Consider the following 25,751-nt stretch of genomic DNA (forward strand, 5'->3'; position numbering starts at 1 on the left):
AAGCCTTTTCGTGATAAAATAGAACAAACGTGGAACAAGGAGTAATTATGAGTAAAAGAGCTGTGTTGATGATGACTTTTGGGTCCCCAGAAGAGATTACCTATGAAGGAGTAGCGGAATTTTTCACAAATATACGACGTGGAGTTCGTCCCGAACCCCATGAAATTCAGACCTTATATGACCATTACCTACGAATCGGTGGAACGCCGCTCCAAAGGATAACAAAGAAAGAAGTTGACTTGGTAGCTTCCGCTCTTGGAGAACAAGTGTCGGTTTACTTTGCCAATAAATTTTCCCGTCCCTTCATCGCAGATGCGATTAAAGAGATGGAGAATGACGGAATTGAAGAGTGTTTGTGTTTGATCCTAGAGCCCCATTATTCATACTATTCAGTCATGGGCTATGAGAAATTTTTAGAAAGTGAGCAGATTAAGTTCCAAATTATCAAGGATTGGTATCAAGAACCTTCACTTCTCCACTATTGGGCTGATGAAATTCGAAATATTTTAGATCAGATTGGAGACGACAGTTATAAGGTGATTTTTTCAGCCCACAGCGTCCCAGTTTTGGCACTAGATTTTGGTGACCCTTATATCGATCAGATTTATGATAATAGTCGCTTGATTGCGGAGATTTTAGGGCTTGAAGAGGAGCAGTACACCAATACTTGGCAGAGTGAGAGTGATATAGGTATTCCTTGGATTAAGCCTGATGTCTTAGAATATCTGCGAGATGAGAGGGAGCATCCTGACCACTATATTTTTGTCCCGATTGCTTTTATTAGTGAGCATATTGAGGTCCTTTTTGATAATGATGTGGAGTGTAAGGAATTATGCCAGGAGCTTGGTGTGGCCTATCACCGACCTCCTATGCCAAATAGCGATCCTCGTTTAATCAAGGCACTTCTTTCGACAATTCAGTCTCATATAGACGGTGACTATAGTGACTATCAACCTCAGCTGGAGACCTTTGATGAGTTGGAATCTCCATCAAGCACGAGTCAGATTTTGGATGAGGAACAGGATATTCAAATGCCCGATTTCGTCAAGAAATTGATTGCGAAAAAAGGTCGCGAAAATGTCAAAATGCCTTATCTGGTCAAGAAAATGCTAGAAAAGAAGTATGGGAAAAAATATGATTAGTTGCTATTGTTTGAAAGTAATTTGGAGGGCTTGATTTGAGCCAGAGCTTAATTAAAAGTGTATACTAATAGTAACTAAAGAAAAAGAGGTAAACATATGAAATCAGCAGTTTACACCAAAGCTGGTCAGGTTGGTCTAGCAGATATTGATCGACCGCAAATTGAGGCTCCAGATGATGCTATTATCCGCATTGTCCGTACCTGCGTTTGTGGTTCAGACCTTTGGAGTTACCGTAATCCTGAAATCGAAGAAGGACATAGTAATAGCGGTCATGAGGCTATCGGAATCGTCGAAGAAGTTGGTGAGGCTGTCACTACTGTAAAACCAGGTGACTTTGTTATCGCGCCTTTCACTCATGGTTGTGGGGAGTGTGATGCCTGCCGTGCCGGCTACGATGGGACTTGTGACCGCCATATTGGCACCAACTGGTCAGGTGGTGTTCAGGCTGAGTATATCCGTTTCCATTTTGCCAATTGGGCACTTGTGAAAATTCCAGGTCAACCTTCAGATTACAGCGAAGGCATGCTTAAGTCACTTTTGACTCTTGCTGATGTCATGCCGACCGGTTACCATGCAGCGCGTGTGGCTAATGTGCAAAAAGGTGACAAGGTAGTCGTTATTGGTGACGGTGCTGTAGGTCAATGTGCGGTTATCGCAGCCAAAATGCGTGGTGCATCGCAAATCGTCCTCATGAGTCGCCACGAAGACCGTCAAAAGATGGCCTTGGAGTCAGGTGCGACAGCTGTTGTCGCTGAGCGTGGTGAAGAAGGCATTGCCAAGGTCCGTGAAATCCTTGGAGGAGGAGCGGATGCTGCTCTTGAATGTGTGGGTACTGAAGCAGCAGTTGATCAAGCTCTTGGTGTTCTTCACAATGGAGGCCGTATGGGATTTGTCGGCGTTCCTCATTACAATAACCGTGCCCTTGGTTCAACCTTTGCCCAAAATATCTCAGTGGCGGGTGGAGCAGCCTCAGTTACTACTTATGATAAACAAGTTTTGTTAAAAGCAGTTCTTGACGGTGATATCAATCCAGGACGTGTCTTTACTAATAGCTACAGCTTGGATGAGATTAATCAGGCTTATAAAGATATGGATGAACGTAAGTCTATTAAATCCATTATTGTGTTTGACTAACAAAAATTCTAGTAGAAATCATCTACTAGAATTTTTGTTATATAAATCCCAATCCGGACTTGAAAATTTCTTGGTTTGGGTCATATAAAAATACGTAAAATAAACTTCCATTGCTAAGGTCATCACAGTTGCGATGGAGATGACAATGGTCGGATAGGCAGAAAAAAGAAGGGAAAGTAGGAATCCTATTTTACCTGACTTTTCTTGAAAAGGGTGTTAAAATAAAGATGAAGAATGTAATCGTTTACATTAATTTAGTAATGTTATACAGATATTCAGAAAATGGATTTTACCAGTTGCTAATCTTTCTTTAGTTACATAATGGAGGTAGAGCTATGAAAAAGAAAATCTATCGCATTCTATTCTTGATTCCCTTGCTGCTATCAGTTTTGGTTTTGACGGGTTGCAAGGTGATGATGCCTAGTGATTACATAAAAATTAAGCGAATCATCATCGAAGATTGTAATAAAGTGGGTCTTCATGGTAAAGTTACCATCACTGACTTATATTGGACAGCCTTAGAAATACCAACTTATCATGTATCTTATACCTATTCTGAGGAAACCTACGATGGCCAAACGATAAAATTGGAAGAGAATAATGGGGCTATTCATGAAGACAGCTCACCTGATTCTTATGAAAGTATTAAATTTTTACACTATAAGGAATCTTTTTTGGAGCAGAAATCTGTCCAAAAAGTTGAGAAGAATATTGAAAAACAATTGAAGAAACAAAAACTCGGTATTCCTATTAACTTTTTTAGTTTTCTACCTAACTTCAGTCATGATGAAAAGGAGAAAATACTAGATACAATTGCTTCAGAAAATCTTAAGGAAGGTAAGAAGGACTTTGCAGGTTACTATCAAATTCCATACCAAACCTTGATAGATCAAGAGTTGGTTTATATGACTATTTTTATTGATGGTAATGCATCAGTCAAAGAACAAGATATGAAAGATGTGGCTAAAAAGTTAGATGCTAGTGATCTTCCGAATGGTAAATATAATTTCTTTTATTCTAATACCAAGGATGGGGATCATGATTCAATCAGTTATTCTTTTAAAGTAAAAGATGGTAAGGTCGTTTTTTATGAAGATGAGAATCTAGTACTAGATGATGATGATTAAAGATGAGGAGATGAAGAAAAGTTATAAATTCTATTTACTTGTTATTTTTAAGAATCCTCCTACTCACGAGCCTTTTAAAAAGTGGCTAGGAGAGGTTATTTCAGAGTATTGTGAATAGGTACTTAACATCAGAGGTTTTCGTGAGACAATAAAAGCTGATTGAAATAATCTTTCTTGAATAGAACACAAAAAAGACATATTTCTGACTAAAACAGATTCATGTCTTTTTTTAGGTGTTATGATTTAATAATCTATTTTCCTTGATTATAAGCTAAAATATTTTATGAAATCATATAATCAGTTTGCATTTTTTGATATAATAATTCTTAAAACTTAGGAGGTAACAGATGATACACAAACATGAAATCCCAATTTTAGAGTTTGATGACAATCCTCAGGCTGTGATTATGCCGACCCATGAGGATTTAGGTTTGGACTTGCCGCCTAGGTGTGTTTACGGCTTTTTAGAGGAAGAAGTCGATCGCTATGCGACTTCTGTTGGCGCTGAAAAAGTTGGTGAATTTGTCTCTGCAACCAAAACCTATCCTGTTTATGTCATGACTTACAACGGGGAGGAGATTTGCTTAGCTCAAGCTCCAGTTGGATCAGCTGCAGCTGCACAATTTATGGATTGGCTAATTGGTTATGGTGTAAAGCAAATCATATCAACTGGAACTTGTGGTGTCTTGGTAGATATGCCAGAGAATGTTTTTTTGATTCCGACGAGAGCTTTGCGAGATGAAGGTGCAAGTTACCACTATGTTGCGCCATCTCGCTATATAGACATGAATGAAAAAGCTCTTGGAGCCATTGAGAAAACGTTAAAGCAAAAGAAGATCCCCTATGAAGAGGTCATGACCTGGTCGACAGATGGCTTTTATAGGGAGACACCAGACAAGATTTACTATCGTATTGAAGAGGGCTGTAGCGTAGTTGAGATGGAATGTGCTGCACTAGCAGCAGTTGCTCAATTTCGTGGAGCTATTTGGGGCTTACTTCTCTTTACGGCAGATTCCCTTGCAGATATAGACAATTACGATCAACGAGATTGGGGTTCAGAGGCTTTTGATAAGGCTTTGAAGCTTTGCTTGGATATCATTGTTCAGATGTAATTTTGATTCGATAGACGAAAAAAGAGCATGACTATATAATCGTGCTCTTTTTAGATGTAAATTATTATTTCAAAATATCCCAAAGTTCTTGGGTGGTATCTGCAATAAAATCAGGTTTTTCTGCCAAAAGGGTTTCGTTTTTCCCAAATCCCCAGGTCACCGCTATTGTTTTGATGCCAACCGTTTTTCCACCAATCAAGTCGAACTTGGTATCACCAACAATGACCGACTGGTCTTTAGGTGCTTGATTTTCAGTAATGGCACGCTGCAAGACATCAGCCTTATGAAAGGCAGTAGGAGTAGATCCATAAATGCCATCAAAATATTCAGTAATTCCAAGGTGTTTGCACATCTCCAGAGCAATAGGTTCATTTTTTGAAGTTGTGATAAAGATTTTCTTGCTAGGATCTTGACTAAGCTGTTGAAGGATTTCTTTTATGCCATCATAGAGGTGAGCCTCCAATTGTCCTTTAGTCTCATAATAGTCACGATAAATTTTGACAGCTTGGTCAGCACCTTCTTCGCTAATCTCTTCTTTAAAGGTTACCTCGAGAGGTGGTCCCATAAAGGTACGAATTTTCTGATCACTAGGAACAGGGAGGCCTAGTCTTTCAAAGGTTTGAACAAAACCATTGTGGATTCCCTCAGAACTATCAACTAGAGTACCATCAAGGTCGAAAAAAATGTGTGTGAGTGTCATAGAATTCTCCAATATAGTGTCGTTGGTTTATTATAACATGATAAAAACGGTTTAAGTGGTTAGGTCTATTTATCATTCTAAAGTTGACATAACTTTTTTATGTGTAACGGTACGTTCTTGCTTATTTCCAAGTGCTTTGATACGAGCTTCCAGAAGAATAGGACGACCTTGAACACTTCGCGTATAAATGAGGTTATATTTTCCTACACTTTTTTGGATGTGTCGGAGGAAAGACTCTGCATCTGCCTTACGCTTTTCAAACATACTTGGAACGGCAAAAAATTCGGTTTGATCTTTCACCTTGTGACAAGACTTTAAGATATAGCGTTGATTTTCGATAGGAGCGAAAAACTCAGTCAAAGCCTGAGCAAAGATTTCTTTCTCCCTCATGGTAGCACCCTTGAGATAGATAGCGTTATAAATCGCCTGTTTACTATCTTTTACCACTCTAGGAGCAGACTCTTCAGTCTCAATCTGACCTGAATCAAGAAGGGCTTGGTGGATAGCTTTACCAAAAGTTTCCAAACGTTTATAGGGACTCCTATAGATAAAATATCTTCCCCAGAAGACGGCCAGTAGAAGAAGCGCAAGTAATAATATCGGTAGACTATGAACAAACGGCTTTCCAACAATAAAGTATCTTGTTACATCAATGATAAAATAAGTGGCAGCAAAGGCTTGGAAAATAAGAAAGGCCTTCATCCAATCATTAAGGTATGCTAACGGTAAAAATTGTTTGTCGACTTTGACCTCATTAGCAACTTCCATTTCTTCGTTAAGCGGTAGAGCTTCTTGCCACCGGTCTTTAAGCTCCTGACGTTTTTGAGATAGTGTAATGGCATTTTGATTAAGTTTTTCTAGACCCTTTTGGCTAAAAGTTAATTGATTGAGGTCAAGGCGATCAATGCCTGATTCAATAGTGGGCTCTTGATAATGGAGACCAAGAAACTGTGTCATACGCCTATCTAACAAGTCTAGGTCAGGACTAAGTCCATATAACCGCAGCTCTAATGTCTCATCGTATTTTTCTTCGTCATCTTGAAATTCAAACCATCTCCTAGGTGATAAATTAATAGAAACCAAATGCCAGATATTACTTGTTTTATTAGGATTGTCAGGCCAAACACGGATGGCACGACCTCGCATCTGATTGCTTAGCATGAAACTTCCAACAAAACTAGCTAAAATAAGGGAGTTAACACAAGGTGCATCCCAACCTTCGCCCAATAAAGACTTTGTCCCAATAATCACTTTGATATATCCATCTTGGAAAAGCTGAGTAAGAGCTGTAACCAAATCATGATAGGAACCAGAAATACTGACCTTAAGATAGTCCTCTTGGCTCAACTGTCCAATAACATCATAGGATAAACGAGAATTAGGAATGAGTCGCTCTAGATGTTCTTTAGCTGAAGTTGGAATAATCACTAAACTTCCTGTCAATACAGCTACAGGTACTGTCCAAGTCTGTTCAATCATTTCTCTTCGAATAGATTCAAAGTAAGAGAGGACACCTAGTTGGGTAAATTGAGCATTTTTATCACCTAAATGAACTTGAAAATCCTTACGTATAAAGTCTGTCAAAACAAGTTGACGAAGCTTACTTCCTAGAGCCTGGTATTCTGCCTTAAAAATATCTCTAACAGCATTGAGTTTTCCCAATGATTGATTGAGCAGGACATCTTGTTTCTTATTCCGGATAAGTTTAACTTGATTTCTTTCGATAAGACCGTTTGCTTTCAAATCACTTTTCAGTTGGGTAAAGGCCTCCTCAGTAAATCCAAACCAATTTGGAACCTGAAAAATAATGCCATTAAGCAAGGTTTCAAACCACTCAAGCGTAAAAGTTGGCAAAGCTTTTGCAGCGAGAAGTTCTTGAAAACGTTGAGGAAAAGGTAATTCTTTAGACCGTAAAAAAATCAGAATAGCGGAAAGATATTTAGGATTAGCCAATAGGTCATCATCGCTAATTTGGTTACTTAGTGCCGGACTAGACTGAATGGTGTTTGAGAAGTTTATATCTGTAGATAGTTTAGTTAGAAAGTTAAGTTTCTGCTTTTCAAACTGATCTAATTGTGTTCGTTCTTCCTTAGTTGGAAAGGCGAAGTAGACATAGTCCTGGTGAGGACAGAGCGTCCCTTCCTTAACCAGTTCAGGCACTGTAATTTCTTCATCAATCTCACCACACATGCTGATGTAACGCTCCCAAAGAGCAGGTTCTCCTTCGTACGGAGGGGTCGCTGTCAAGGAAATCATCTTAATTTTAGGAAAGGATTTACGAAAAATCTCTAAACTCTTCCACCATTCATTTCTTAAATGATGGCACTCATCCAAACAAAGAGTCCCTAAATCTTTATCCTCAAATGTTTTTCGGATATCAAAATCTTGAAAATTAAAATGCTCTTGTTGAGCTGTATCATCTGTGTCTTCGATAAGACCATCACCAACAACTTGGTTCATGGCACTATGTAATGCCTGATAAGTCGCAACCGTAATCATTTTAGGCCTCTTTAAGTCTTGTGAAATGAGTTGTTCTGCTTGGTTAGCATCACTTAAAAAAGCTTGTTTGATCCGGTCCACCCATTGTTGGCGGATAGTAACTGTCGGAACTAGAATTAAAGTTGGATTACCAAAACGCCGTATGAATTCAATTCCTAAGGTCGTTTTTCCAGAGCCAGGAGCAGCGACCAAGTGAATCTTTCCATCAACCATAAAACTTTCTGATTTATCAAGAACACGTTGTTGATACTGTCGCCATTGTCCTTTAAATGAAAGCTGATCTAACATAATTTCCCTCCAATGTTACCTATCATTATAACACAGTTCAGATAACTAAAAGGTTGTTATTAGGGCTGAACAATCCTAATGAAGGATTGTTTTAACCATTAAAACAAAAGAATCAAAAATATAGGCTTGAACGAATCAGTAAGTGATTGACATTAAAGAAGTTTTAAGATAACTTTAAAGTAACGATTTAATCCGATCTTATCGAGGAGTTGTCATGAAAAAAATAAATCTTCTTTATTTATTAGCTATTATGGCCATCATTTCTGGTCTTTTACTGTATTACTTGCCAGACATGACGTCTGGACATAATGCAGAGTCAAATAAAACAAGTCAGACTTTTAAGGAGAAGACGATTGTCCATGATTTTGGTACGACAGAGTTGAAAAAAGCTCCTAAACGTATCGTTATCCTCGACAACCTCTATGGTGAAATCTTGGATCCTCTCGATATCACTCCTGTAGGTGCGACAACTGGTCGAGCTGATAGTCAAGAATTTTCAACTCTCTTTAAGAAACAATACAAGGATGCAAAAGTGGTTTCAGTTGGTTGGCAGGGCAATCCAGATTTGGATAAGATTGCTGAGTTAAAACCTGATTTAATCCTTATGACAGGCGAGCAGGAAGACCTCTACGAGGAGCTGTCTGAAATTGCACCAACTGTTGGCTACCAGATCAACACTGATGAAAATTGGGACTATCACGAAACCTCATTAAAGGTAGCAGAAATCTTCGACAAACGTGATGAGATGAAGAAGGACCTGGATAGAGTGGATGCTAGGGAGGCTGTTTTCGCAGAGAATGTCAAAGCTAAGTTTGGCAATCAAAAACTCATGTATCTGCGCGTGACTGACAATGACATCCGTTATTATGCTTACGGGCATTTTGGTTATCTCTATGATACTTATCATTTCAATCGAGCGGAAACCTTCAATCCAGATGATATGTTCCAAGTTATCGATCCAGATAAACTAAAAGACATTAATCCGGACCTCCTGATTGTTCAAGCAGATTCTCAAGAACTCCTAGATAACAAACTTAAAAATAGCCCTGTCTGGACTAGCCTTAAGGCTGTTCAAAATAACAAGGTCATCTATGCTGATTACTCAACTTACATGTTGGGCTTTGGGATTGTCTCCCAAGAAGCTATTATGAAACAAATCTCTGATGAATGGGGATTAAATTAAACTAAAAACGACCATGACGGTCGTTTTTTTATGTTCAAAAAAGTTTAACTGACAAACAAGCGTTTAATATGTTTTCTTAAGGCAAAATAGAGCTGAATGGTCATGGGGATCCAAATCAAGGGCTCGCATAGGATAACGCCAAGATAGCCCATAGAAGGAATGACCAAAAGAACAAAAAGAATTTTTCCCAAAAGCTCAATGAAACTAGAGGTTAAAGGTGTCAGTTTCTTACCTAGACCCTGCAGACTATTTCTAAAGATGAAGAGCATTCCTAAAATAGGATAAAAGAGAGAACTGATACGAAGGTAGCGACTAGCATTATCAATAATCACAGCATCATCTGAACCAGAGATAAGACTAGCTAAGAAGGGGCTTGCTACATAGAGGAGGATACAAGCAATGACAGACCAAGTTATAGAAACAAGACAAGATTGCTTTAACCCAGCTACTATGCGCTTAAACTGTTTGGCACCGAAGTTCTGAGAGGTGAAAGTAGTCACCCCAGCAGCAAGTGAAGTCAAAGGGAGAACAGCAAAGGACATAATCCGTCTTGCCGCCACTTGAGCGCTAATGATGAGAGGACCAAAGCCGTTAATGGCATACTGTAAGGTTACAGTCCCAATAGAAACAATGGAATTCATGAGTCCCATGGCCATTCCTTGTCCAAAAAGATCCAAATAAAGACTTGAATCAAGAACAAAGTCTGACTTTCTTGGTAGAAGGAAGATCACTTTTTTCTTAATATAGTAAAGACAGAGAATTGCCGAAAGTCCTTGAGAAATAATCGTTGCCAAGCCTGCTGATTGAACCCCAAGATGGAGTTGTGTAATAAAGAAAAGGTCTAAAACGATATTGACCAAAGCTGAAAAAATCAAGAAATAGAGGGCTGTCAGACTATCACCAACTGCTCTGAGGAGACCTGCACACAGATTATAACCCAAAGTTATCCCAACACAGGAGACAATCATTGAAATATACTGGTAGGACTGCCCGATGATAGAAGCAGGTGTCCCTAAAAATCTTAGCAAAGGATAAAGCCCAAAATGTCCTATAATCATAACCAAGGCACTTAAGCCCAGACCGATGACAACTGTGGCCGCAACAGACTGACGAAGTTTCCTAAAGTCTTGGGCACCGTAATAACGTGCGATAACAACTCCCATACCATTTCCAACACCTAAGGCAAATCCGATAACCAAATCAAAAATAGCAGAAGAAGCTCCTACAGCAGCCAAAGCATTTGGCCCTAGAAAGCGTCCCACAATCATGACATCCGCAGTATTGTAGAGTTGCTGGAAAATATTGGATATCAGAATTGGTAGGGCAAAGATTAAAAGAGACCGCAAAATAGGGCCTCGTAAAAGATCAACTGACGAATTTTTCATAGAACTATTATAACAAGATTGTAATTGTGAAACAATGACAAAAAGCCATCCTAGGATGACTTTCGACAATTTTTTAGATAGCGGCTAAGTATTTGTGTCATATGGTTGTAGCCCGCCGCAATCATTGGAATCTGTAAGTAAATATAGGGTAGGGTGTACTGGCTTTTAGTTTCTGATATGAGGTGGAAGAGGATGCCCCCAAAGAGATAGAGAAAGGCATAAAGTCCCAATGTTGCTCCGTCCCCCATTCGTTTATAAGTGAAAGCGTAGTAGAACACACCACCAAGATATAGGACTAGGAGATAGCCTTGCATATAGGTTACGAAAAAGAGATGCAGGGTCCCATCGTGATAGATGGAAGTCGCAAACCTATTCCACAAAGGCTGAAACTTGTCTTTACTTGGGCCATTCCAGATGGACTGGAAGCTTCCCTCTGTCCAAGAACTGATAAACTTGGTACTGAAAAACCAACTGGCTTCATCGGGATGTGCTAGGAGATACTGAACACGCTTATCAAAAAGGTGATTGGCACTTTTTTCAATCTTTTCGATATTGCCCTTTTTCTTGGCGTAAATGTCACGAACATAGCCGGTATACCATCCTGGCATGCGTTTAGAATCGGGTTTGTCCTGTAAGCCCATAGCCAGCCAAGCAATCTGAGGTGTTCCAGGAATTTTTTGGTGGGTGGTAATCTCGTAGTAACTGGTCGTCGCCTTATGCAAACTCATAGGAAAGGCAAAGAAAGCTAAGACTAAAAGCAAATAGCGGTAACGTTTCTCTCTCAGAGTCAATAGTATCAAAATACCAGATAGCGCAATGATGAGAATGATGTTATTGCTCCTTACCCAGTAGGCCAAAGATAGCATGACAACTGAAAGAATCGCATTCCTAGCCTTACCACGTCTTAAATAACGTAGAAAGAAGAGAATGGCAAAACTAGAAAAGAACAACCCATACATAAGTCCATAGGCAAACATAATGTTAAAGACTAGGGGTAAGAAACCAAAGCTCATGATGACAGCCAAACGACTAACTAAAGGCCTCGTAAACAGTTCATCCGTGATTTTCCAAGTAGCATAGTTCATACCAATGACCATGCCAAGATTCAATACATAGAAAACAGAGATAACTGGTAAAGGAATCAGATAGAGAACCAAGCGTTCAAAACTGAGCAACCCCAACTGATGCGGATAGCGGTAGAAGTAGGCTCCTGGTTTTATTAAGGAGAAGTCGCCAGCATTGAACTGGACCGCCCCTTTAAAGACAGTACCTGCATCGTCTCGACCAGCAAAACTGGTAAGAAAAATCAAAAGTAGGCCAAAACTCACAAAGCAAACGGAAAAAAAGATGAAAATCTGCTTTGTTGTCAGTTCCTTTAAGATCTTGGGCCAGAGAAGGGTCAAAAGCAGAATGGCCCCACCTGAAACATAAACATACCAAGGAACGCTACTAATCTCTGCCCACTCAAAGTATCCCGTCATCATGGTCGTGCGAATGAGTAAAGCCGTCACAAATAATAGTCCAAAGACTAAGAGCCCCACATAGCGCCCTAACCATTCTAAAACAGAACTCGTATATGACATAAGAGCCTTCATCCTGAAAGTCTCCTTTAATATAGGTAATTACCCTTATAGTTTAGCACAGTCGTCGAAAAAATGTAATGAAATCAAGAAGAAAATCTCATTCATCAACGAAAGAAATTGCTCTAATGAAGACATAGAAAAACTCTCTCGTTTCTAAAACAAGAGAGTTTGATTTTATAAAGCAGATTACTTCATTCGCATACTATCAATTTTTTCTTCAGTCGGTGTGACACGTAAGGTCTTTTGTCCCGTATAAGTTACAAATCCAGGTTTACCGGCTGTTGGTTTGTTAAGTTTCTTAACATCAATCATATCGACTTGAACCAAGTTTGACAGACGTGCCTTAGAGTAGTAGGCTGCCAATTCAGCCGCATCAGTCTTGACCTCGTCAGTTGGGTTAAGATTGTCCTTGATAACCACGTGACTACCTGGGATATCCTTGGCGTGGAACCAGAGCTCACCCTTTTTAGCCATCTTGAAGGTCAACTCTTCATTTTGCAGGTTGTTACGACCAACCATGATAATGGTCTTGCCATCAGAAGCCAGATACTGTTCAGGTTTCTTACGTTTGTGGCGCTTGTCAGTTGAACGACGCTTTATAAAGCCAGCCTGAACAAGCTCCTCACGAATATCCTCGATTTCATCCATGTTAGCTTGTGAAAGACTGAATTCAACACTTTCCAAATAATCAATAGTCTGCTTGGTTTCCTCAATCAAACCAGTTAAGTGCTTAACAGCTTCCTTGAGTTTCTGGTATTTCTTGAAGTAACGCTGAGCATTTTGGTTAGGCGTTAGGGCCACATTTAGGGGAATTGTAATCTTTTCACCAGTGTAGTAGTTGTCTAGCTCGACACTATCCTTGTCGTTTGGCACCATGCTAAGGTAGGTGGTCAACAGTTCACCTTTTTGACGGAACTCCTCAGCATTTTCAGTCGCTGCAAGCTCTTTTTCCTGTTTAACAAGCTTTTTCTTGTTTTTTTCCAGTTCATTTTGCACGCGGTGGATCAAATCACTAGCCTGTTGTGCCACACGGTCACGCGCCGCCTTGTCCAAGTAGTAGTAGTCCAAAAGGGCTGACAAGGTTTCAAACTCAGGTTGGTCCTGACTATCAGAGAAGCTTACAGCTGAAAATGCCTTAGCCGTTAAGTTTGGCTCTACTTCACGATTGAAGAAGGCACGGAAATTCTTGAGTTTATCAGTTTCAAGTAAGGCTGACAATTCATTGGCCGTGTCACGCCCCAAACCTTGGAAAAGTTTTTGAAGGTTTCTAGCTGACAAATCCTCAGTCTGTAGGATTTCAAAGAGTTTTTCGTCTGGTATATCGAAAGGATTCTTGGCGTCGGTCTTAGGAGGAGCAATATAGGCAGACCCAGGCAGAATAGTGCGGTAACTATTTTGTGAGAAACCAACATGCTTGATAGACTCGATGATTTTGCTCTCGTTCTTGTCAATCAGGATAATGTTGGAGTGTTTCCCCATGATCTCCATAACAAGAGTAACCTTAACGCTGTCACCGATTTCGTTTTTGTTAGAGACGGAAATCTCGAGAACACGGTCATTTTCCAGCTGCTGGATATCCTCAATAACCGCTCCCTGAAGGTATTTCCGCATAATCATGGTATAAGTGTTTGGATTCTGTGGATTTGGCAAGTCAGCCTTGGTCGTCTGAATACGCCCAAAAACAGGGTGAGCCGAAAGCAGAAGCTTGTAATTCTGACGATTGTTACGAATGGTCAAGACCAACTCACGCTCAAAAGGCTGATTAACCTTCTGGATACGCCCGTAAAGCACCTGCTCACGCAACTCAGCCGTCATATGATGAAGAAAAAAGCCGTCAAAAGACATGGTGTACTTCCTTTCTTTATATTGTCAATAATCGTTTTTTTAATTGTGATAAAGCATAAAACGCCTATCCATTATAGCATAAAGCCTCTAGAAATGCTTGGGATGGGTAGTCGGAATTGAGTTTGTTATTATTATGAACCATTCTTTATTACAAAAATTGTTCCGCTAAAATAGTTAAAAAGTTATGTCTTTTATTTCCATGAATACCTTTGAATTTATATCTGACTTGTGGTATCATTTAATATGCTGAAAATTAAAGGAGCATTAAATGAACGATATTAAAAAGATATGCAATGCGACTAATTTGAAATACCTAGCTGTTGCACTTATGTTTTTGGACCAAATCTATCAGATGTTCGGGAGTATGGGGGCACCTATATGGTTGACGATGTTGGGACGCCTGTCTTTCCCAATTTTCCTCTTTCTTGCTGCTGATAGTTTTCACTACACTCATGATCGTATGGCTTTTCTCAGGCGTCTGCTTTACATGAGTTGGTTCATGACCATTGGTAATGCCATTATTGGAAGTATTTTTCATAATGGTGATATTGGTTTGATGAATAATGCTTTTTCAACCTTCTTTATTACAGGGATTTTTATATGTTCTTGGGATTTGTTGGCTAAGGGGCTTCGCGATAAATCGAACAAGGAGTTAATTCAAGGGATTGGTGTCTTTCTCTTGCCGATTCTTTCATCTATCCCAGTTGTGATTCTTGCAGATATATTTGAAACGCCACATGCAAACCCACTCCTTGTGCAGATTGTTGCCTTTATCTTGTCACTAGTTCCAAGTATTATCATGGTTGAGGGTGGCTTTGTGATGGTTATTCTTGGTTTGCTATTCTATATCTTCCGAACCAATCGCATCGCTCAAATCATTGTCTTAGCTGTTATTTCAGTGATTGCCCATCTCTTTGATCCGACGGGCGTGCAGTGGATGATGGTTTTTGCTGCGATTCCTATGTATTTCTATAATGGTGAGCGTGGTAGTGGTAACAAGAATTTCTTCTATATTTTCTACCCAGCTCATATTTATCTCTTGTGGATCCTAGCAAGTTTGTTTAGATAAAATGACAAAGACAGTCCTTGTGCTGTCTTTTTTTATGCTCAAAGTCCGTTTTTATAGTTTGTTTCCTGCTTCTAAAACTGCTATAATTTAAGGCGTAATAGAATCATGCGATAAGTAAATTGGAGGTATATCATGACAAAAGTAGCAGTAGTATTTGCGGACGGATTTGAAGAAATCGAAGCCTTGAGCCCAGTGGATGTCTTTCGCCGAGCAGGATTTGACTGTAGCATGCTTGGACTTGAAAGTGCTTCAGTAACTGGCTCACATGGGATTCAAGTTGCGATGGATGGCGTATTTGATGGCAATTTTGCAGATTATGACTTGGTGGTCCTTCCTGGAGGTATGCCTGGATCAACTAATCTACGCGACAACGAAACTTTGATTGCCTCTATTCAAGAGGTTGCAGAAGCTGGAAAATACGTTGCTGCCATTTGTGCTGCACCAATTGTTCTCGAACGTGCTGGTCTTCTTGAAGGGCGTAAATTCACATGTTTTCCTGGCGTAGAAGAACAAATTGCATCTGGCGAGCATCAAACTGACTTGGTAGTTGTTGATGATAATATTGTCACAAGTCGTGGTGCCGGAACAGCATTAGCCTTTGCTTATGCCTTGGTCGATCTGTTGGATGGTGATGGTCAGCAGTTGGCTCATACTATGGTTTACGACAGATTGTTTAAATAATGTTTTTTAGGGCTCTTGTTCAAGAACTCTAGCACCTCTTGTTAGGAATGTTGACAATTTATATATCCCTATGAGATGATAGAGAACGTATCTAACAGAGGGCCTAGTTATAGGCTGGAGAGACCTTAGCTTAATTTTATAAGCTTTGGTTTTTTCTTTTCTCTTTTGACATCCGTCTTGAAAACGGTTATAATAATCACGAAATAACCTTTAAATGAGTCCAGAGAGGCTTGAAAGGTCGGACTGGTGAAAAAACAGGGTTCTCCTGTGATTTTTTGTGCGACCTTGCCATGTGGCGAGGTTTTTTTGATGACATTTTGCAGTTTAGAAAGGGTTGTCATGATTTTAGTTGAAGATTTAACTATTGTGAGTCAGCGTGAGATTGCACCTCGTATTTTCGAGATGGTTCTTAAGGGAGAGATGGTTGCAGATATGCAGGTTGGGCAGTTCGTCCACCTCAAGGTGCCAGACCCAAGTAAGCTCCTTCGTCGTCCGATTTCCATCTCAGAGATTGACTACGACAAGAAAGAGGCAACCATTGTCTATCGTGTGGAGCGTGAGGGCACAGCTATTCTTTCTAAGATGGTAGCTGGTCAAACCATTGATACCATGGGCCCTCAGGGAAAAGGTTTTGATATTTCCGTTGTCGATGCTGGGCAGAAAGCTCTCCTTGTTGGTGGTGGTATCGGTGTGCCACCTTTGGTTGAGACGGCTAAACAGTTGAGGGCTAAAGGGGTGGAAGTTGTGTCTGTGATTGGTTTTGCCAATAAGGATGCCGTCATCTTGGAGGACAAGCTCAGAGCTTGTGGTGATGTTTATGTGACCACTGATGACGGTTCATACGGTATCAAGGGTTACGTTTCGACGGTTATTGATGGTTTCGACTGGACTCCAGATGCCGTTTACAGTTGCGGAGCTCCAGGCATGCTTAAATATGTCGATAGCAAGTTTGAAAATCATCCTCATGCCTATGTTTCTATGGAAGCTCGTATGGCTTGTGGTATGGGTGCTTGCTATGCCTGTGTGGTTCACGTTAAAGGAGAATCAGACGCCAAAAATCTTCGTGTTTGCGAGGAAGGGCCAGTCTTCCCTACCGGAAAAGTCATCGTCTAGGAGGTTACCATGTCAGAGACTAAATCAGAAAATCGTTTAGCTATTAGCCTTCCAGGGCTTGACTTGAAAAATCCCATTATTCCAGCCTCAGGTTGCTTTGGCTTCGGTCAAGAGTATGCCAAATATTATGATTTGGATAAACTAGGGTCAATCATGATTAAGGCAACGACTGCCAACCCTCGCTTCGGTAATCCAACACCCCGTGTGGCTGAGACACCATCAGGCATGCTTAATGCCATTGGCTTGCAAAACCCTGGTGTTGATGCTGTCTTGTCTGAAAAACTTCCTTGGTTGCAGGAGCATTATCCTGATCTGCCAATCATTGCCAATGTGGCTGGATTTTCTAACGAAGAATATGCGGAAGTCTCTCACAAGATTTCCAAAGCCAGTAACGTCAAAGCTATCGAGCTTAACATCTCGTGTCCAAACGTGGACCATGGTAATAACGGCCTTCTCATCGGACAAGTCCCAGAGCTTGCCTATGCGGCTGTAAAAGCCAGTGTTTCTCACTCTGATGTGCCTGTCTATGTCAAACTGACTCCAAGCGTCGCTGACATCACAAGTGTCGCCAAAGCAGTCGAAGATGCCGGTGCGACAGGATTCACCATGATTAACACCTTGGTCGGAACACGCTATGACTTGGCGACTCGCAAACCTATCATTGCCAACGGTCAAGGTGGCATGTCGGGGCCAGCCGTATTTCCAGTAGCCCTTAAACTTATCCGCCAAGTTGCTCTAGCTTCAGACCTTCCAATCATCGGTATGGGGGGTGTCGACAGTGCCAAAGCCGCTATCGAAATGTTTATCGCTGGTGCCTCAGCCATCGGTGTCGGAACAGCCAACTTTGCAGATCCCTATGCCTGCCCTAAAATCATTGACAGACTCCCTGAAGTCATGGACAAGTACGGCATCACAACACTTGAAGACTTACGTAAGGAAGTTCGAAGAGAGTTGTTGGGGAAATAAAATCAAAAAAGTTTAAACTAAATGTATGATGAGATAAACGATGGATTCTATTATCGCAATATTTAAAGAAATACTAAAGCATGGAAAAGAAACAAATAATTCTCGAACGGTATTCTTTACCATAATGGTAATAATACTTTTGCTTAATAGCTACCTAATTGATAATTTATCTATAAAACAATTTTTTATTTCCAATTCAATGAAGGTACTAATAAATTTAAGTGAGTTCCTTTTTCACGGTTATTTTGACGTAATATATATCGCTATGTTAGTAGGCATAGTATTTTATATTATTTGGATAACTCTCTCTTTCGTTATTAGTTCTAAGGTTGATCCATATTTTTATAATGTAATTTCTTTCCTTTTTCGGTATATTAAGATAATGTGGAGATTATCAACAGATTGTTTTCTAATAATTTTTCTCTATATGATGTTATTCTTTGGACGTACGTTTATTGAAAGTCTAACAGATTTATCTACCACTCATAATATGGTTATCACAGATGATAATCATACCAAGATAATTGTTCTTCATGCTACTGAAGGCTTAGGCTTTTTGAAAGATGGAGAGATTGGATTAATCTATATTTTATTAATATTTAATATATTATTTTCAGTTGGATATGTTTTATTCAGGTTGTTTCGACGAAACGAAAATATAAACTTGTAACTGTTGCTCTTTACTTTAATAAAATATAAGTGTCAAATAAGGAACTCTAAAACTGAACTTTTTAGTTTTAGAGTTCCTTTGACATTCCCTTATAAAAGCGCTATAATAGAACAAATTGAACTGAACCTTTAATCGAGTCCAGAGAGGCGAGAAAGGTGTACTGAGATGCTACGGCATCACTAAAGGGTAGGGACTGCCCTATTTTCGTGCAACCTTCGCTGACTGGCGGAGGTTTTTTGTGTGAAAGGATATAAGAAATGAGAGAAAATCGTCCTGTTATTGCCCTTGATTTCCCGACTTTTGAGGATGTGAAGGCTTTCCTTGCTAAGTTTCCTGCTGATGAAAAGCTCTATGTGAAGATTGGTATGGAACTTTACTATGCGGCTGGGCCTGAGATTGTGCGCTACGTTAAAGAGCTTGGCCATAGTGTTTTCCTTGACCTAAAGCTTCATGATATTCCAAATACTGTGAAATCAGCTATGCGTGTCTTGTCTAACCTTGGCGTTGATATGACTAATGTGCATGCGGCTGGTGGTGTGGAAATGATGAAGGCTGCGCGTGAGGGCTTGGGAGATGGTCCAATCTTGATTGCTGTAACACAGCTGACCTCTACCTCTGAAGAGCAGATGCGTGATTTCCAAAATATCCAAACCACACTTCAAGAATCAGTGGTTCATTATGCTAAGAAGACTGCTGAAGCAGGTCTTGATGGTGTTGTCTGCTCAGCACATGAAGTAGCAAAAATCAAAGAAGCAACAAATGAAGATTTCGTTTGTTTGACACCTGGTATTCGTCCAGCAGGAGCAGCAGTTGGTGACCAAAAACGTGTTATGACACCTGCCGATGCTCGCCAAATTGGTTCAGATTACATTGTTGTAGGTCGTCCAATTACACAAGCTGATGATCCAGTAGCAGCTTATCATGACATTAAGGACCAATGGAACGGTCAATAAATTTTCAAAAAGACCTTATTTCATAGGAAAATAGATGGAATTAGGTTATAATAAAGAATAGAAAACGCTTTACGGAGGATAATAATTATGACATTAGCAACACAAATCGCATCTGACTTGCTCGATATCAAGGCTGTTTACCTTAAACCTGAAGAACCATTTACATGGGCATCAGGAATCAAATCACCAATCTACACAGACAACCGTATTACTTTGTCTTACCCAGAAACTCGTACACTTATTGAAAATGGTTTTGTTGAAAAGATTAAGGAAGAATTCCCTGAAGTAGAAGTGATTGCAGGTACTGCAACTGCTGGTATTCCTCACGGTGCGATTATCGCTGACAAGATGAACCTTCCATTTGCCTACATTCGTAGCAAACCAAAAGATCACGGTGCTGGTAACCAAATCGAAGGTCGTGTGGTTAAAGGCGAAAAAATGGTTGTTGTTGAAGACTTGATTTCAACTGGTGGTTCAGTACTTGATGCTGTAGCAGCTGCAGAGCGTGAAGGGGCTGATGTTATCGGTGTTGTGGCTATCTTCACTTATGAATTGCCAAAAGCTGAGAAAAACTTTGCGGATGCTGGTGTGAAATTGGTTACTCTTTCAAACTACACTGAGTTGATCAAAGTCGCTAAAGTTCAAGGCTACATCACAGCAGATGGACTTCAACTTTTGAAAAAATTCAAAGAAAATCAAGAAACTTGGCAAGACTAATTATCAAGATTTAAGGCGGAACGTTTTAGGCGTTTCGCTTTTTTTAGTATAATTTAGGAAAAGATAAGCAGGGAGAGTAGAAGATGACAATTAATGAGAGGTCAGATGCGACGGCAATGGCTGAAGCCGTGCAAAATAAGATGGTCAGTCCCCAAGAACTAGTGGAGGCTACCATTCATGAAGCAGAGAGGACGAATCCTAAACTCAATGCTATCGTCAGTCAACGCTACGATAAAGCATTGAAAGAAGCAGAAACTAGAGACTTTTCAGATAAACCATTTGCTGGAGTTCCGATTTTTCTAAAAGATTTAGGTCAAGAGCAAGCTGGTGAGCCGTCAACAGCGGGTTCTCGCCTATTTACAAGTTATCATGCAATGGAAACAGATAATTATGTTAAGAAACTTGAGGAACTGGGCTTTATTATTTTAGGGCGTTCTAGTACTCCTGAGTTTGGCTTCAAAAATATCAGTGATGCTCAGATTCATGGTCCTGTTAATTTGCCTGACGATGTGACACGAAATGCTGGAGGGTCAAGTGGTGGTGCGGCAGCTCTTATAAGTTCTGGCATTTCTCCCTTGGCACCAGCTAGTGACGGTGGAGGCTCTATCCGTATTCCAGCTTCCTTTAACGGACTTATCGGGCTAAAGCCTACAAGAGGACGGATTCCTGTCGGTCCTAGTTCTTTCCGTGGCTGGCAGGGAGCCTCTGTCCAGTTTGCTTTGACTAAGACTGTACGCGATACAAAACGCTTGCTCTATCACATGCAGACGTGTCAGATGGAAAGTCCCTTTATTCTACCGAAGCTTAGCAAAGTGTCTTTAGAAGAACCAGTTAGACCTTTGAAGATTGCTTTTTCAACTGTCTCTCCTATTGGTGGTATGGTGTCAGAATCTGCTATTGCGGCGACAAAAAAGGCTGCTAGAGTATTAGAAAGTCTAGGGCATCATGTGCATGAAATCAACGACCAGCTCTTGAATGGGATTGAAACTATGCAGTCTTACTACATCATGAATAGTGTCGAGACGGCTGCTATGTTTGATTCCATAGAGGCTGGTTTAGGACGGAAGATAACCTTTGAAGATATGGAGTTGATGACTTGGGCTATTTTCCAATCTGGGCAAAAGATTCCTGCTAAAATTTACTCTAAAATCCTTGCCCAGTGGGATCAGTATAGCCATCAGATGGCGAAATTTCATGAGTCTTACGATATTCTTCTGACACCAACAGTTGCGGATGTGGCACCTAAGCATGGACAGTTTGCCCTCTCTGAAAACTTACAAAATCAACTCAAACATATGGCTGATTTTGACTGGCCAAAGCAACAGGAACTTATTTGGGAAATGTTTGCGGATAGCTTAGATTGGACACCTTTCACGCAACAAGCAAACCTGACGGGACAACCATCAATTTCTTTACCTGTCTATCGGGATGAGCAAGGTCTTTCACTTGGAGTTCAATTAACAGCTGCTAAAGGAAGAGAGGACCTCCTCTTACACTTGGCCCAACAGATGGAAGAATGTTCGGTTTTTAGCTAGACATTCTCATTTTCAGTTCAATATTTTGTGAAACCCTTTCAAATAGTGTAGGCTAAGATTATAAGTTTTTAACTTAACTTCATTTTTTAAGGAGAGACACATAGATGAAAAAGAGATTTTTCGCCGTATTTAGCCTAATTTTGGCTGCGGTCTTTTTGGTTGCCTGCTCGTCACAGAGTACAGGTGAGAAGAACTGGGAAAAGATTGAGAAACGTGGGAGCATCAAGGTTGCGACTGCTGGAACTCTTTACCCTCAAAGCTACCACGATGATAAGAATAATCTGACTGGTTATGACGTTGAGATTCTCAAAGAAGTTGGAAAACGTCTTAAGTTGAAAATTGAATTCACTGAGATGGGCGTGGATGGCATGCTTACTGCTGTAAATAGTGGTCAAGTCGATATCGCCAACTACTCACTCGAAGACGACAACAAGAATGTCAAAAAATTCTTGCGTTCTGAACCATACAAGTATTCATTCACTTCTATGGTAGTTCGTGAATCAGATAACTCAGGAATTTCTTCATGGAAGGACCTTAAAGGCAAGAAAGCAGCCGGTGCTGCAAGTACTAAATACATGAAGATTGCCAAAAAAATGGGTGCTGAACTCGTCGTCTATGACAATGTTACCAATGACGTTTATATGCAAGACTTGGTAAATGGTCGTACAGACGTTATCGTCAACGATTACTACTTGCAAAAGATGGCAGTAGCTGCTATCAAAGATAAGTACCCTGTTAAGATCAACGATGGTATCTACAGTAACCCTTACTCAACAAGCTTTACTTTCTCATTGAAGAATAAAACCCTTCAAGAAAAAGTTAATAAAGCTATCAAAGATATGAAGAAAGACGGTACCCTTACCAAGATTTCAGAGAAGTTCTTTGCTGGTCAAGACGTTACAAAGAAAACGAAAGTTGACTACACTGAGATTGACATCTCTGACGTTGAATAATATGAGCGATCCAATTGGATCGCTTATTTGCTAAAGAAATGTTTAGAAAGATAGACTTATGATTATTGATTTTTCACTGATTCTAAAAAGCATTCCCTATGTCCTATCAGGTTTGCCCTATACTTTGGGGATTTCCCTTTTAAGCTTTATGGTGGGGAATGTATTTGCCATCATCCTTGCCTTTATGCGGATGTCGCAAAAACCTTGGTTGAAATATCCTGCCCGTGTTTATATTTCCATCATGCGTGGGGTCCCTATGTTGGTCGTCCTCTTCATTCTTTACTTTGGTCTGCCTTACATTGGTGTTCAGCTGCCTGCCCTTCTTTGTGCCTTTATTGGTTTCTCATGTGTCAGTGCCGCTTATATGGCAGAAATTTTCCGTTCATCCATAGCTGCAGTAGATAAGGGGCAGTGGGAAGCCGCTCGTTCTCTTGGCCTTCCTCAGAAATCTATTATCCGTCGAATTATCTTACCTCAGGCCATGCGTATAGCAGTAGCCCCACTTGGTAATGTTATTATTGATATGGTTAAGAGTTCGTCATTAGCTGCTATGATTACAGTGCCTGACATTTTCCAAAATGCTAAGATTATCGGTGGGCGTGAGTATGACTACATGTCAATGTATATCCTAATCGCCCTTATTTACTGGACTTTGAGCTTTACTTTTGAACTGCTTCAAGGTTATCTAGAAAAACGTTTAGCTACCTATTGACTTTTTTGAAAGAATTGTTTGAATATCTAATAAAATATTGAAGTTTATTTAATTCTAATCTTATAAATGTGGTATAATAAAAAACGATTTAAAAATCAGAAAGGTATTTTGGAATGAAGAAGAAAACAGTCGTTGCAACGACCCTATCAACCCTACTTGTCTCAACTGCCATCTTGGCCAATGCTGTCCAAGCTGACGAGGTAGAAACTCATGCAGCTGTTACAGCACCAAGCACTGAAGTAGTAGCTACAGAGGCAACTACCAATGCGACATCTACTGCAGCAACAACTGCATCTAGCGAGTCTGCAGCACCAGTAGCTAGTTCAACATCAGTTGTTACTGCTTCAACAGCTGAAATAAGCGAAACACCCGTTGCCACAGCAAGCGAAACTGCAACTGTAGCCGCAACTCCTACAACAGAAGTCGTAACAAATTCTAGCACAAGTGCCAGCAACGATACTGTAACAGTCCTTCACACCAACGATGTTCATGGTCGTATGGTTGAAGATGATCGTAATGGGGTTATTGGTGATGCCCTTTTGTCTGGTATCGTCAATGATTATCGTTCGAAAGGAACAACCATCGTCCTTGATGCTGGTGACTCATTCCAAGGTCTTCCAATTTCAAACAGTTCTAAGGGTGAAGACATGGCAAATGTCATGAATGCTGTTGGTTTTGATGCCATGACAGTGGGGAACCATGAGTTTGACTTTGGTCTTGACCAATTGCGTCGTTTGAGCAAACAAATCAATTTCCCAATCATCACATCTAACGTATATGTAAATGGCGTACGTCTTTTCCAACCATCTACAATCGTTGACAAAACACCTGGTGTTGATGGAGATGAAGTCGTTGTTATTGGTGTCACTACACCGGAGACAGCTACTAAGACACACCCACGTAATATCCCAGGTGTCTCTTTCACTGATCCTATTACTGAAGTTAAGGCTGTTGTTGACCAAGTGGAATCAAATGCCCGTGCCGAAGGTAAGGAATACAAGACTTATGTTGTCCTTAGTCACTTGGGGATTGATACAACAACTCCAGTTGAATGGCGTGGATCAACTTTGGCAGAAGCTCTTTCAAATTATGCCCCTTTGAAAGGAAAACGTGTTCTTGTCCTCGATGGTCACTCACACACTCTTCACACAGCGACATACGGCGATAACGTTACTTACAACCAAACTGGTAGCTACCTTAACAATGTTGGCCGCGTCGTTTATAATTCTGACCGTGTCTTGTCACATGGTGTGATCTCACACGACGAAGCTAAGAAAAATTATCAAGTTAACCCAACAGTTAAAGCTATGATTGATGATATCCAAGCTAAGTACAAGGCGGATTCCTCAAAAGTCGTTATTGAAAATAGCCCAGTTAAACTTAGCGGTGACCGTATGGACGTTCGTGTTCGCGAAACTAACCTTGGTAATGTGGTCGCCGATGCTCTCTTAGATTACGGACAATCAGCCTTCACACACAAGTCTAACCTTGCCGTGACAAATGGTGGTGGTCTTCGTGAAACAATCGCCAAAGACAAAACAATCACTAAAGGTGATATCATTGCCGTTCTTCCATTTGGTAACTCAGTTGCTCAAATTCAAGTAACAGGTCAAAATATCCATGATATGTTTGTCAAATCTCTTGGTTCTATTCTCCAAGTTGACGAAAGTGGTAAAACTGTTCTGGACGAAAATGGCCAACCTCTTCTTGAACCATCTGGTGGTTTCCTTCAAGTCTCAGGAGCTCGTGTTTACTATGACACAACTCTTCCAGCTGAAAAACGTATCTTGTCAATTGACATTTTGGACCCAGAAACTGGTGTCTATAAACCACTTAACACTAACGAAACTTACTATCTTGTAACCAACGACTTCTTGGCTGCTGGTGGTGATGGCTTCACTATGCTAGGTGGTCCTCGTGAAGAAGGTCCTTCAATGGACACAGTCTTTGCGGATTACTTGACACGTGCAGACCTTTCTAAGTATGCCGTTATCAATCCAAATTCACGTACCATTTCAATTTCAAGTGCTGATTTTGCTGCCTTGAACAAAAAAGAAAATGCAGCAGACCCTACACTTAATCCTTTGGAACCTGTTACTCCATCAACTATTGCTAAAGATTTAGAAACTAGCAAACCAGTCGTATCTAAAGTAGTGACGACTCCTAATGGAAAAGTATTCTTCATTTCAACAAGAAGTGAAGCACTTAAAGAAACTGAAAAAGCGACAGAAGCTTCTGCTCAAACTGAAGTTCTTCCTACAACAGGTGACAAGGGCTCACACGCTGGTCTTCTTGGACTTGGTATGTTGCTAACTCTCTTTGGACTTAGTGGTAAACACAAAGGCAAAGAGAAAAACTAAGAAGTTTACAGATAAAAAAAGAGT

General features: G+C 40.3%; 21 protein-coding genes. 16 read left to right on the plus strand and 5 right to left on the minus strand.

The features are described from left to right. Nucleotides 1–47 precede the first annotated feature (47 nt). The 4 genes from hemH (at nucleotide 48) to ADH51_RS07575 (ending at nucleotide 4,515) form a co-directional block, all read left to right on the plus strand. A complete protein-coding gene (gene hemH, locus ADH51_RS07560; RefSeq protein ID WP_048675720.1) occupies nucleotides 48–1,142 on the plus strand; it encodes a ferrochelatase in 1,095 nt (364 codons plus the stop codon). A 96-nt stretch (nucleotides 1,143–1,238) separates the two neighbouring features. Then, nucleotides 1,239–2,276: a zinc-binding dehydrogenase gene (locus ADH51_RS07565; protein WP_048675722.1), complete on the plus strand. Its 1,038-nt coding sequence runs from the start codon at nucleotides 1,239–1,241 to the stop codon at nucleotides 2,274–2,276. A 335-nt stretch (nucleotides 2,277–2,611) separates the two neighbouring features. Beyond that, complete coding sequence (locus ADH51_RS10220) at nucleotides 2,612–3,403, plus strand: hypothetical protein (protein WP_239682174.1); 792 nt, start codon at nucleotides 2,612–2,614, stop codon at nucleotides 3,401–3,403. Nucleotides 3,404–3,750: 347 nt separating this feature from the next. Next, entirely contained in the window at nucleotides 3,751–4,515 is a 765-nt protein-coding gene (locus tag ADH51_RS07575; protein WP_048675724.1) for a nucleoside phosphorylase, read from the plus strand. 64 nt (nucleotides 4,516–4,579) lie between these two features. Here the strand turns inward: ADH51_RS07575 and ADH51_RS07580 are convergent, their stop codons facing one another. Both ADH51_RS07580 and ADH51_RS07585 read right to left on the minus strand, forming a co-directional pair. After that, on the minus strand, nucleotides 4,580–5,215 hold the full coding sequence (locus ADH51_RS07580) for an HAD hydrolase-like protein (RefSeq protein WP_048675727.1): 636 nt from the start codon (nucleotides 5,213–5,215) through the stop codon (nucleotides 4,580–4,582). Between the two features lie 72 nt (nucleotides 5,216–5,287). Then, nucleotides 5,288–8,002: a DEAD/DEAH box helicase family protein gene (locus ADH51_RS07585; protein ID WP_048675730.1), complete on the minus strand. Its 2,715-nt coding sequence runs from the start codon at nucleotides 8,000–8,002 to the stop codon at nucleotides 5,288–5,290. Between the two features lie 214 nt (nucleotides 8,003–8,216). Here ADH51_RS07585 and ADH51_RS07590 point away from each other — a divergent pair, with 214 nt between their 5' ends. After that, nucleotides 8,217–9,185, plus strand: coding sequence for an ABC transporter substrate-binding protein (locus ADH51_RS07590; RefSeq protein ID WP_048675733.1), 969 nt, complete (start codon nucleotides 8,217–8,219; stop codon nucleotides 9,183–9,185). Nucleotides 9,186–9,229: 44 nt separating this feature from the next. On the opposite strand, the gene ADH51_RS07595 is transcribed toward ADH51_RS07590, so the two are convergent. The 3 genes from ADH51_RS07595 to ADH51_RS07605 all read right to left on the minus strand — a co-directional run bounded on the left by ADH51_RS07595 (nucleotide 9,230) and on the right by ADH51_RS07605 (nucleotide 13,998). After that, the gene (locus ADH51_RS07595; RefSeq protein ID WP_048675736.1) at nucleotides 9,230–10,570 is read right to left on the minus strand and encodes an MATE family efflux transporter; all 1,341 of its coding nucleotides are present in this window, start codon (nucleotides 10,568–10,570) and stop codon (nucleotides 9,230–9,232) included. A gap of 50 nt (nucleotides 10,571–10,620) precedes the next feature. Further along, nucleotides 10,621–12,153, minus strand: a complete 1,533-nt coding sequence (locus ADH51_RS07600; RefSeq protein ID WP_225998759.1) for a glycosyltransferase family 39 protein — start codon at nucleotides 12,151–12,153, stop codon at nucleotides 10,621–10,623. Between the two features lie 186 nt (nucleotides 12,154–12,339). Continuing rightward, a complete protein-coding gene (locus ADH51_RS07605) occupies nucleotides 12,340–13,998 on the minus strand; it encodes an Rqc2 family fibronectin-binding protein (protein ID WP_048675742.1) in 1,659 nt (552 codons plus the stop codon). 268 nt (nucleotides 13,999–14,266) lie between these two features. Between ADH51_RS07605 and ADH51_RS07610 the strand changes: the two genes are divergently transcribed. The 11 genes from ADH51_RS07610 to nt5e all read left to right on the plus strand — a co-directional run bounded on the left by ADH51_RS07610 (nucleotide 14,267) and on the right by nt5e (nucleotide 25,727). Next, nucleotides 14,267–15,067 carry a TraX family protein gene (locus ADH51_RS07610; protein ID WP_048675745.1) on the plus strand — a complete coding sequence of 267 codons (801 nt, stop codon included), beginning with the start codon at nucleotides 14,267–14,269 and terminating at the stop codon, nucleotides 15,065–15,067. 132 nt (nucleotides 15,068–15,199) lie between these two features. Further along, nucleotides 15,200–15,748 (plus strand): DJ-1 family glyoxalase III, encoded by a 549-nt coding sequence (locus tag ADH51_RS07615; RefSeq protein ID WP_048675748.1) that lies wholly within the window; start codon nucleotides 15,200–15,202, stop codon nucleotides 15,746–15,748. A gap of 339 nt (nucleotides 15,749–16,087) precedes the next feature. Continuing rightward, nucleotides 16,088–16,861 carry a dihydroorotate dehydrogenase electron transfer subunit gene (locus ADH51_RS07620; RefSeq protein WP_048675751.1) on the plus strand — a complete coding sequence of 258 codons (774 nt, stop codon included), beginning with the start codon at nucleotides 16,088–16,090 and terminating at the stop codon, nucleotides 16,859–16,861. A gap of 9 nt (nucleotides 16,862–16,870) precedes the next feature. Further along, nucleotides 16,871–17,827 (plus strand): dihydroorotate dehydrogenase, encoded by a 957-nt coding sequence (locus ADH51_RS07625; RefSeq protein ID WP_048675754.1) that lies wholly within the window; start codon nucleotides 16,871–16,873, stop codon nucleotides 17,825–17,827. A 40-nt stretch (nucleotides 17,828–17,867) separates the two neighbouring features. Beyond that, a complete protein-coding gene (locus ADH51_RS07630; protein ID WP_048675757.1) occupies nucleotides 17,868–18,497 on the plus strand; it encodes a hypothetical protein in 630 nt (209 codons plus the stop codon). 257 nt (nucleotides 18,498–18,754) lie between these two features. Then, nucleotides 18,755–19,450, plus strand: coding sequence for an orotidine-5'-phosphate decarboxylase (pyrF, locus tag ADH51_RS07635; protein ID WP_048675760.1), 696 nt, complete (start codon nucleotides 18,755–18,757; stop codon nucleotides 19,448–19,450). Between the two features lie 87 nt (nucleotides 19,451–19,537). Beyond that, nucleotides 19,538–20,167: an orotate phosphoribosyltransferase gene (gene pyrE / locus ADH51_RS07640; RefSeq protein ID WP_002885126.1), complete on the plus strand. Its 630-nt coding sequence runs from the start codon at nucleotides 19,538–19,540 to the stop codon at nucleotides 20,165–20,167. A gap of 83 nt (nucleotides 20,168–20,250) precedes the next feature. Beyond that, the gene (locus ADH51_RS07645; protein ID WP_048675763.1) at nucleotides 20,251–21,702 is read left to right on the plus strand and encodes an amidase; all 1,452 of its coding nucleotides are present in this window, start codon (nucleotides 20,251–20,253) and stop codon (nucleotides 21,700–21,702) included. A 104-nt stretch (nucleotides 21,703–21,806) separates the two neighbouring features. Beyond that, nucleotides 21,807–22,655 (plus strand): transporter substrate-binding domain-containing protein, encoded by an 849-nt coding sequence (locus ADH51_RS07650; protein WP_048675765.1) that lies wholly within the window; start codon nucleotides 21,807–21,809, stop codon nucleotides 22,653–22,655. 58 nt (nucleotides 22,656–22,713) lie between these two features. Then, entirely contained in the window at nucleotides 22,714–23,367 is a 654-nt protein-coding gene (locus ADH51_RS07655) for an amino acid ABC transporter permease (protein ID WP_038676047.1), read from the plus strand. Between the two features lie 113 nt (nucleotides 23,368–23,480). Further along, nucleotides 23,481–25,727, plus strand: coding sequence for a cell surface ecto-5'-nucleotidase Nt5e (nt5e, locus tag ADH51_RS07660; protein WP_048675768.1), 2,247 nt, complete (start codon nucleotides 23,481–23,483; stop codon nucleotides 25,725–25,727). Nucleotides 25,728–25,751 lie beyond the last annotated feature (24 nt).

The sequence above is a fragment of the Streptococcus sp. 449_SSPC genome (genome assembly GCF_001073005.1).
GTDB classification, from domain to species: domain Bacteria; phylum Bacillota; class Bacilli; order Lactobacillales; family Streptococcaceae; genus Streptococcus; species Streptococcus salivarius_F.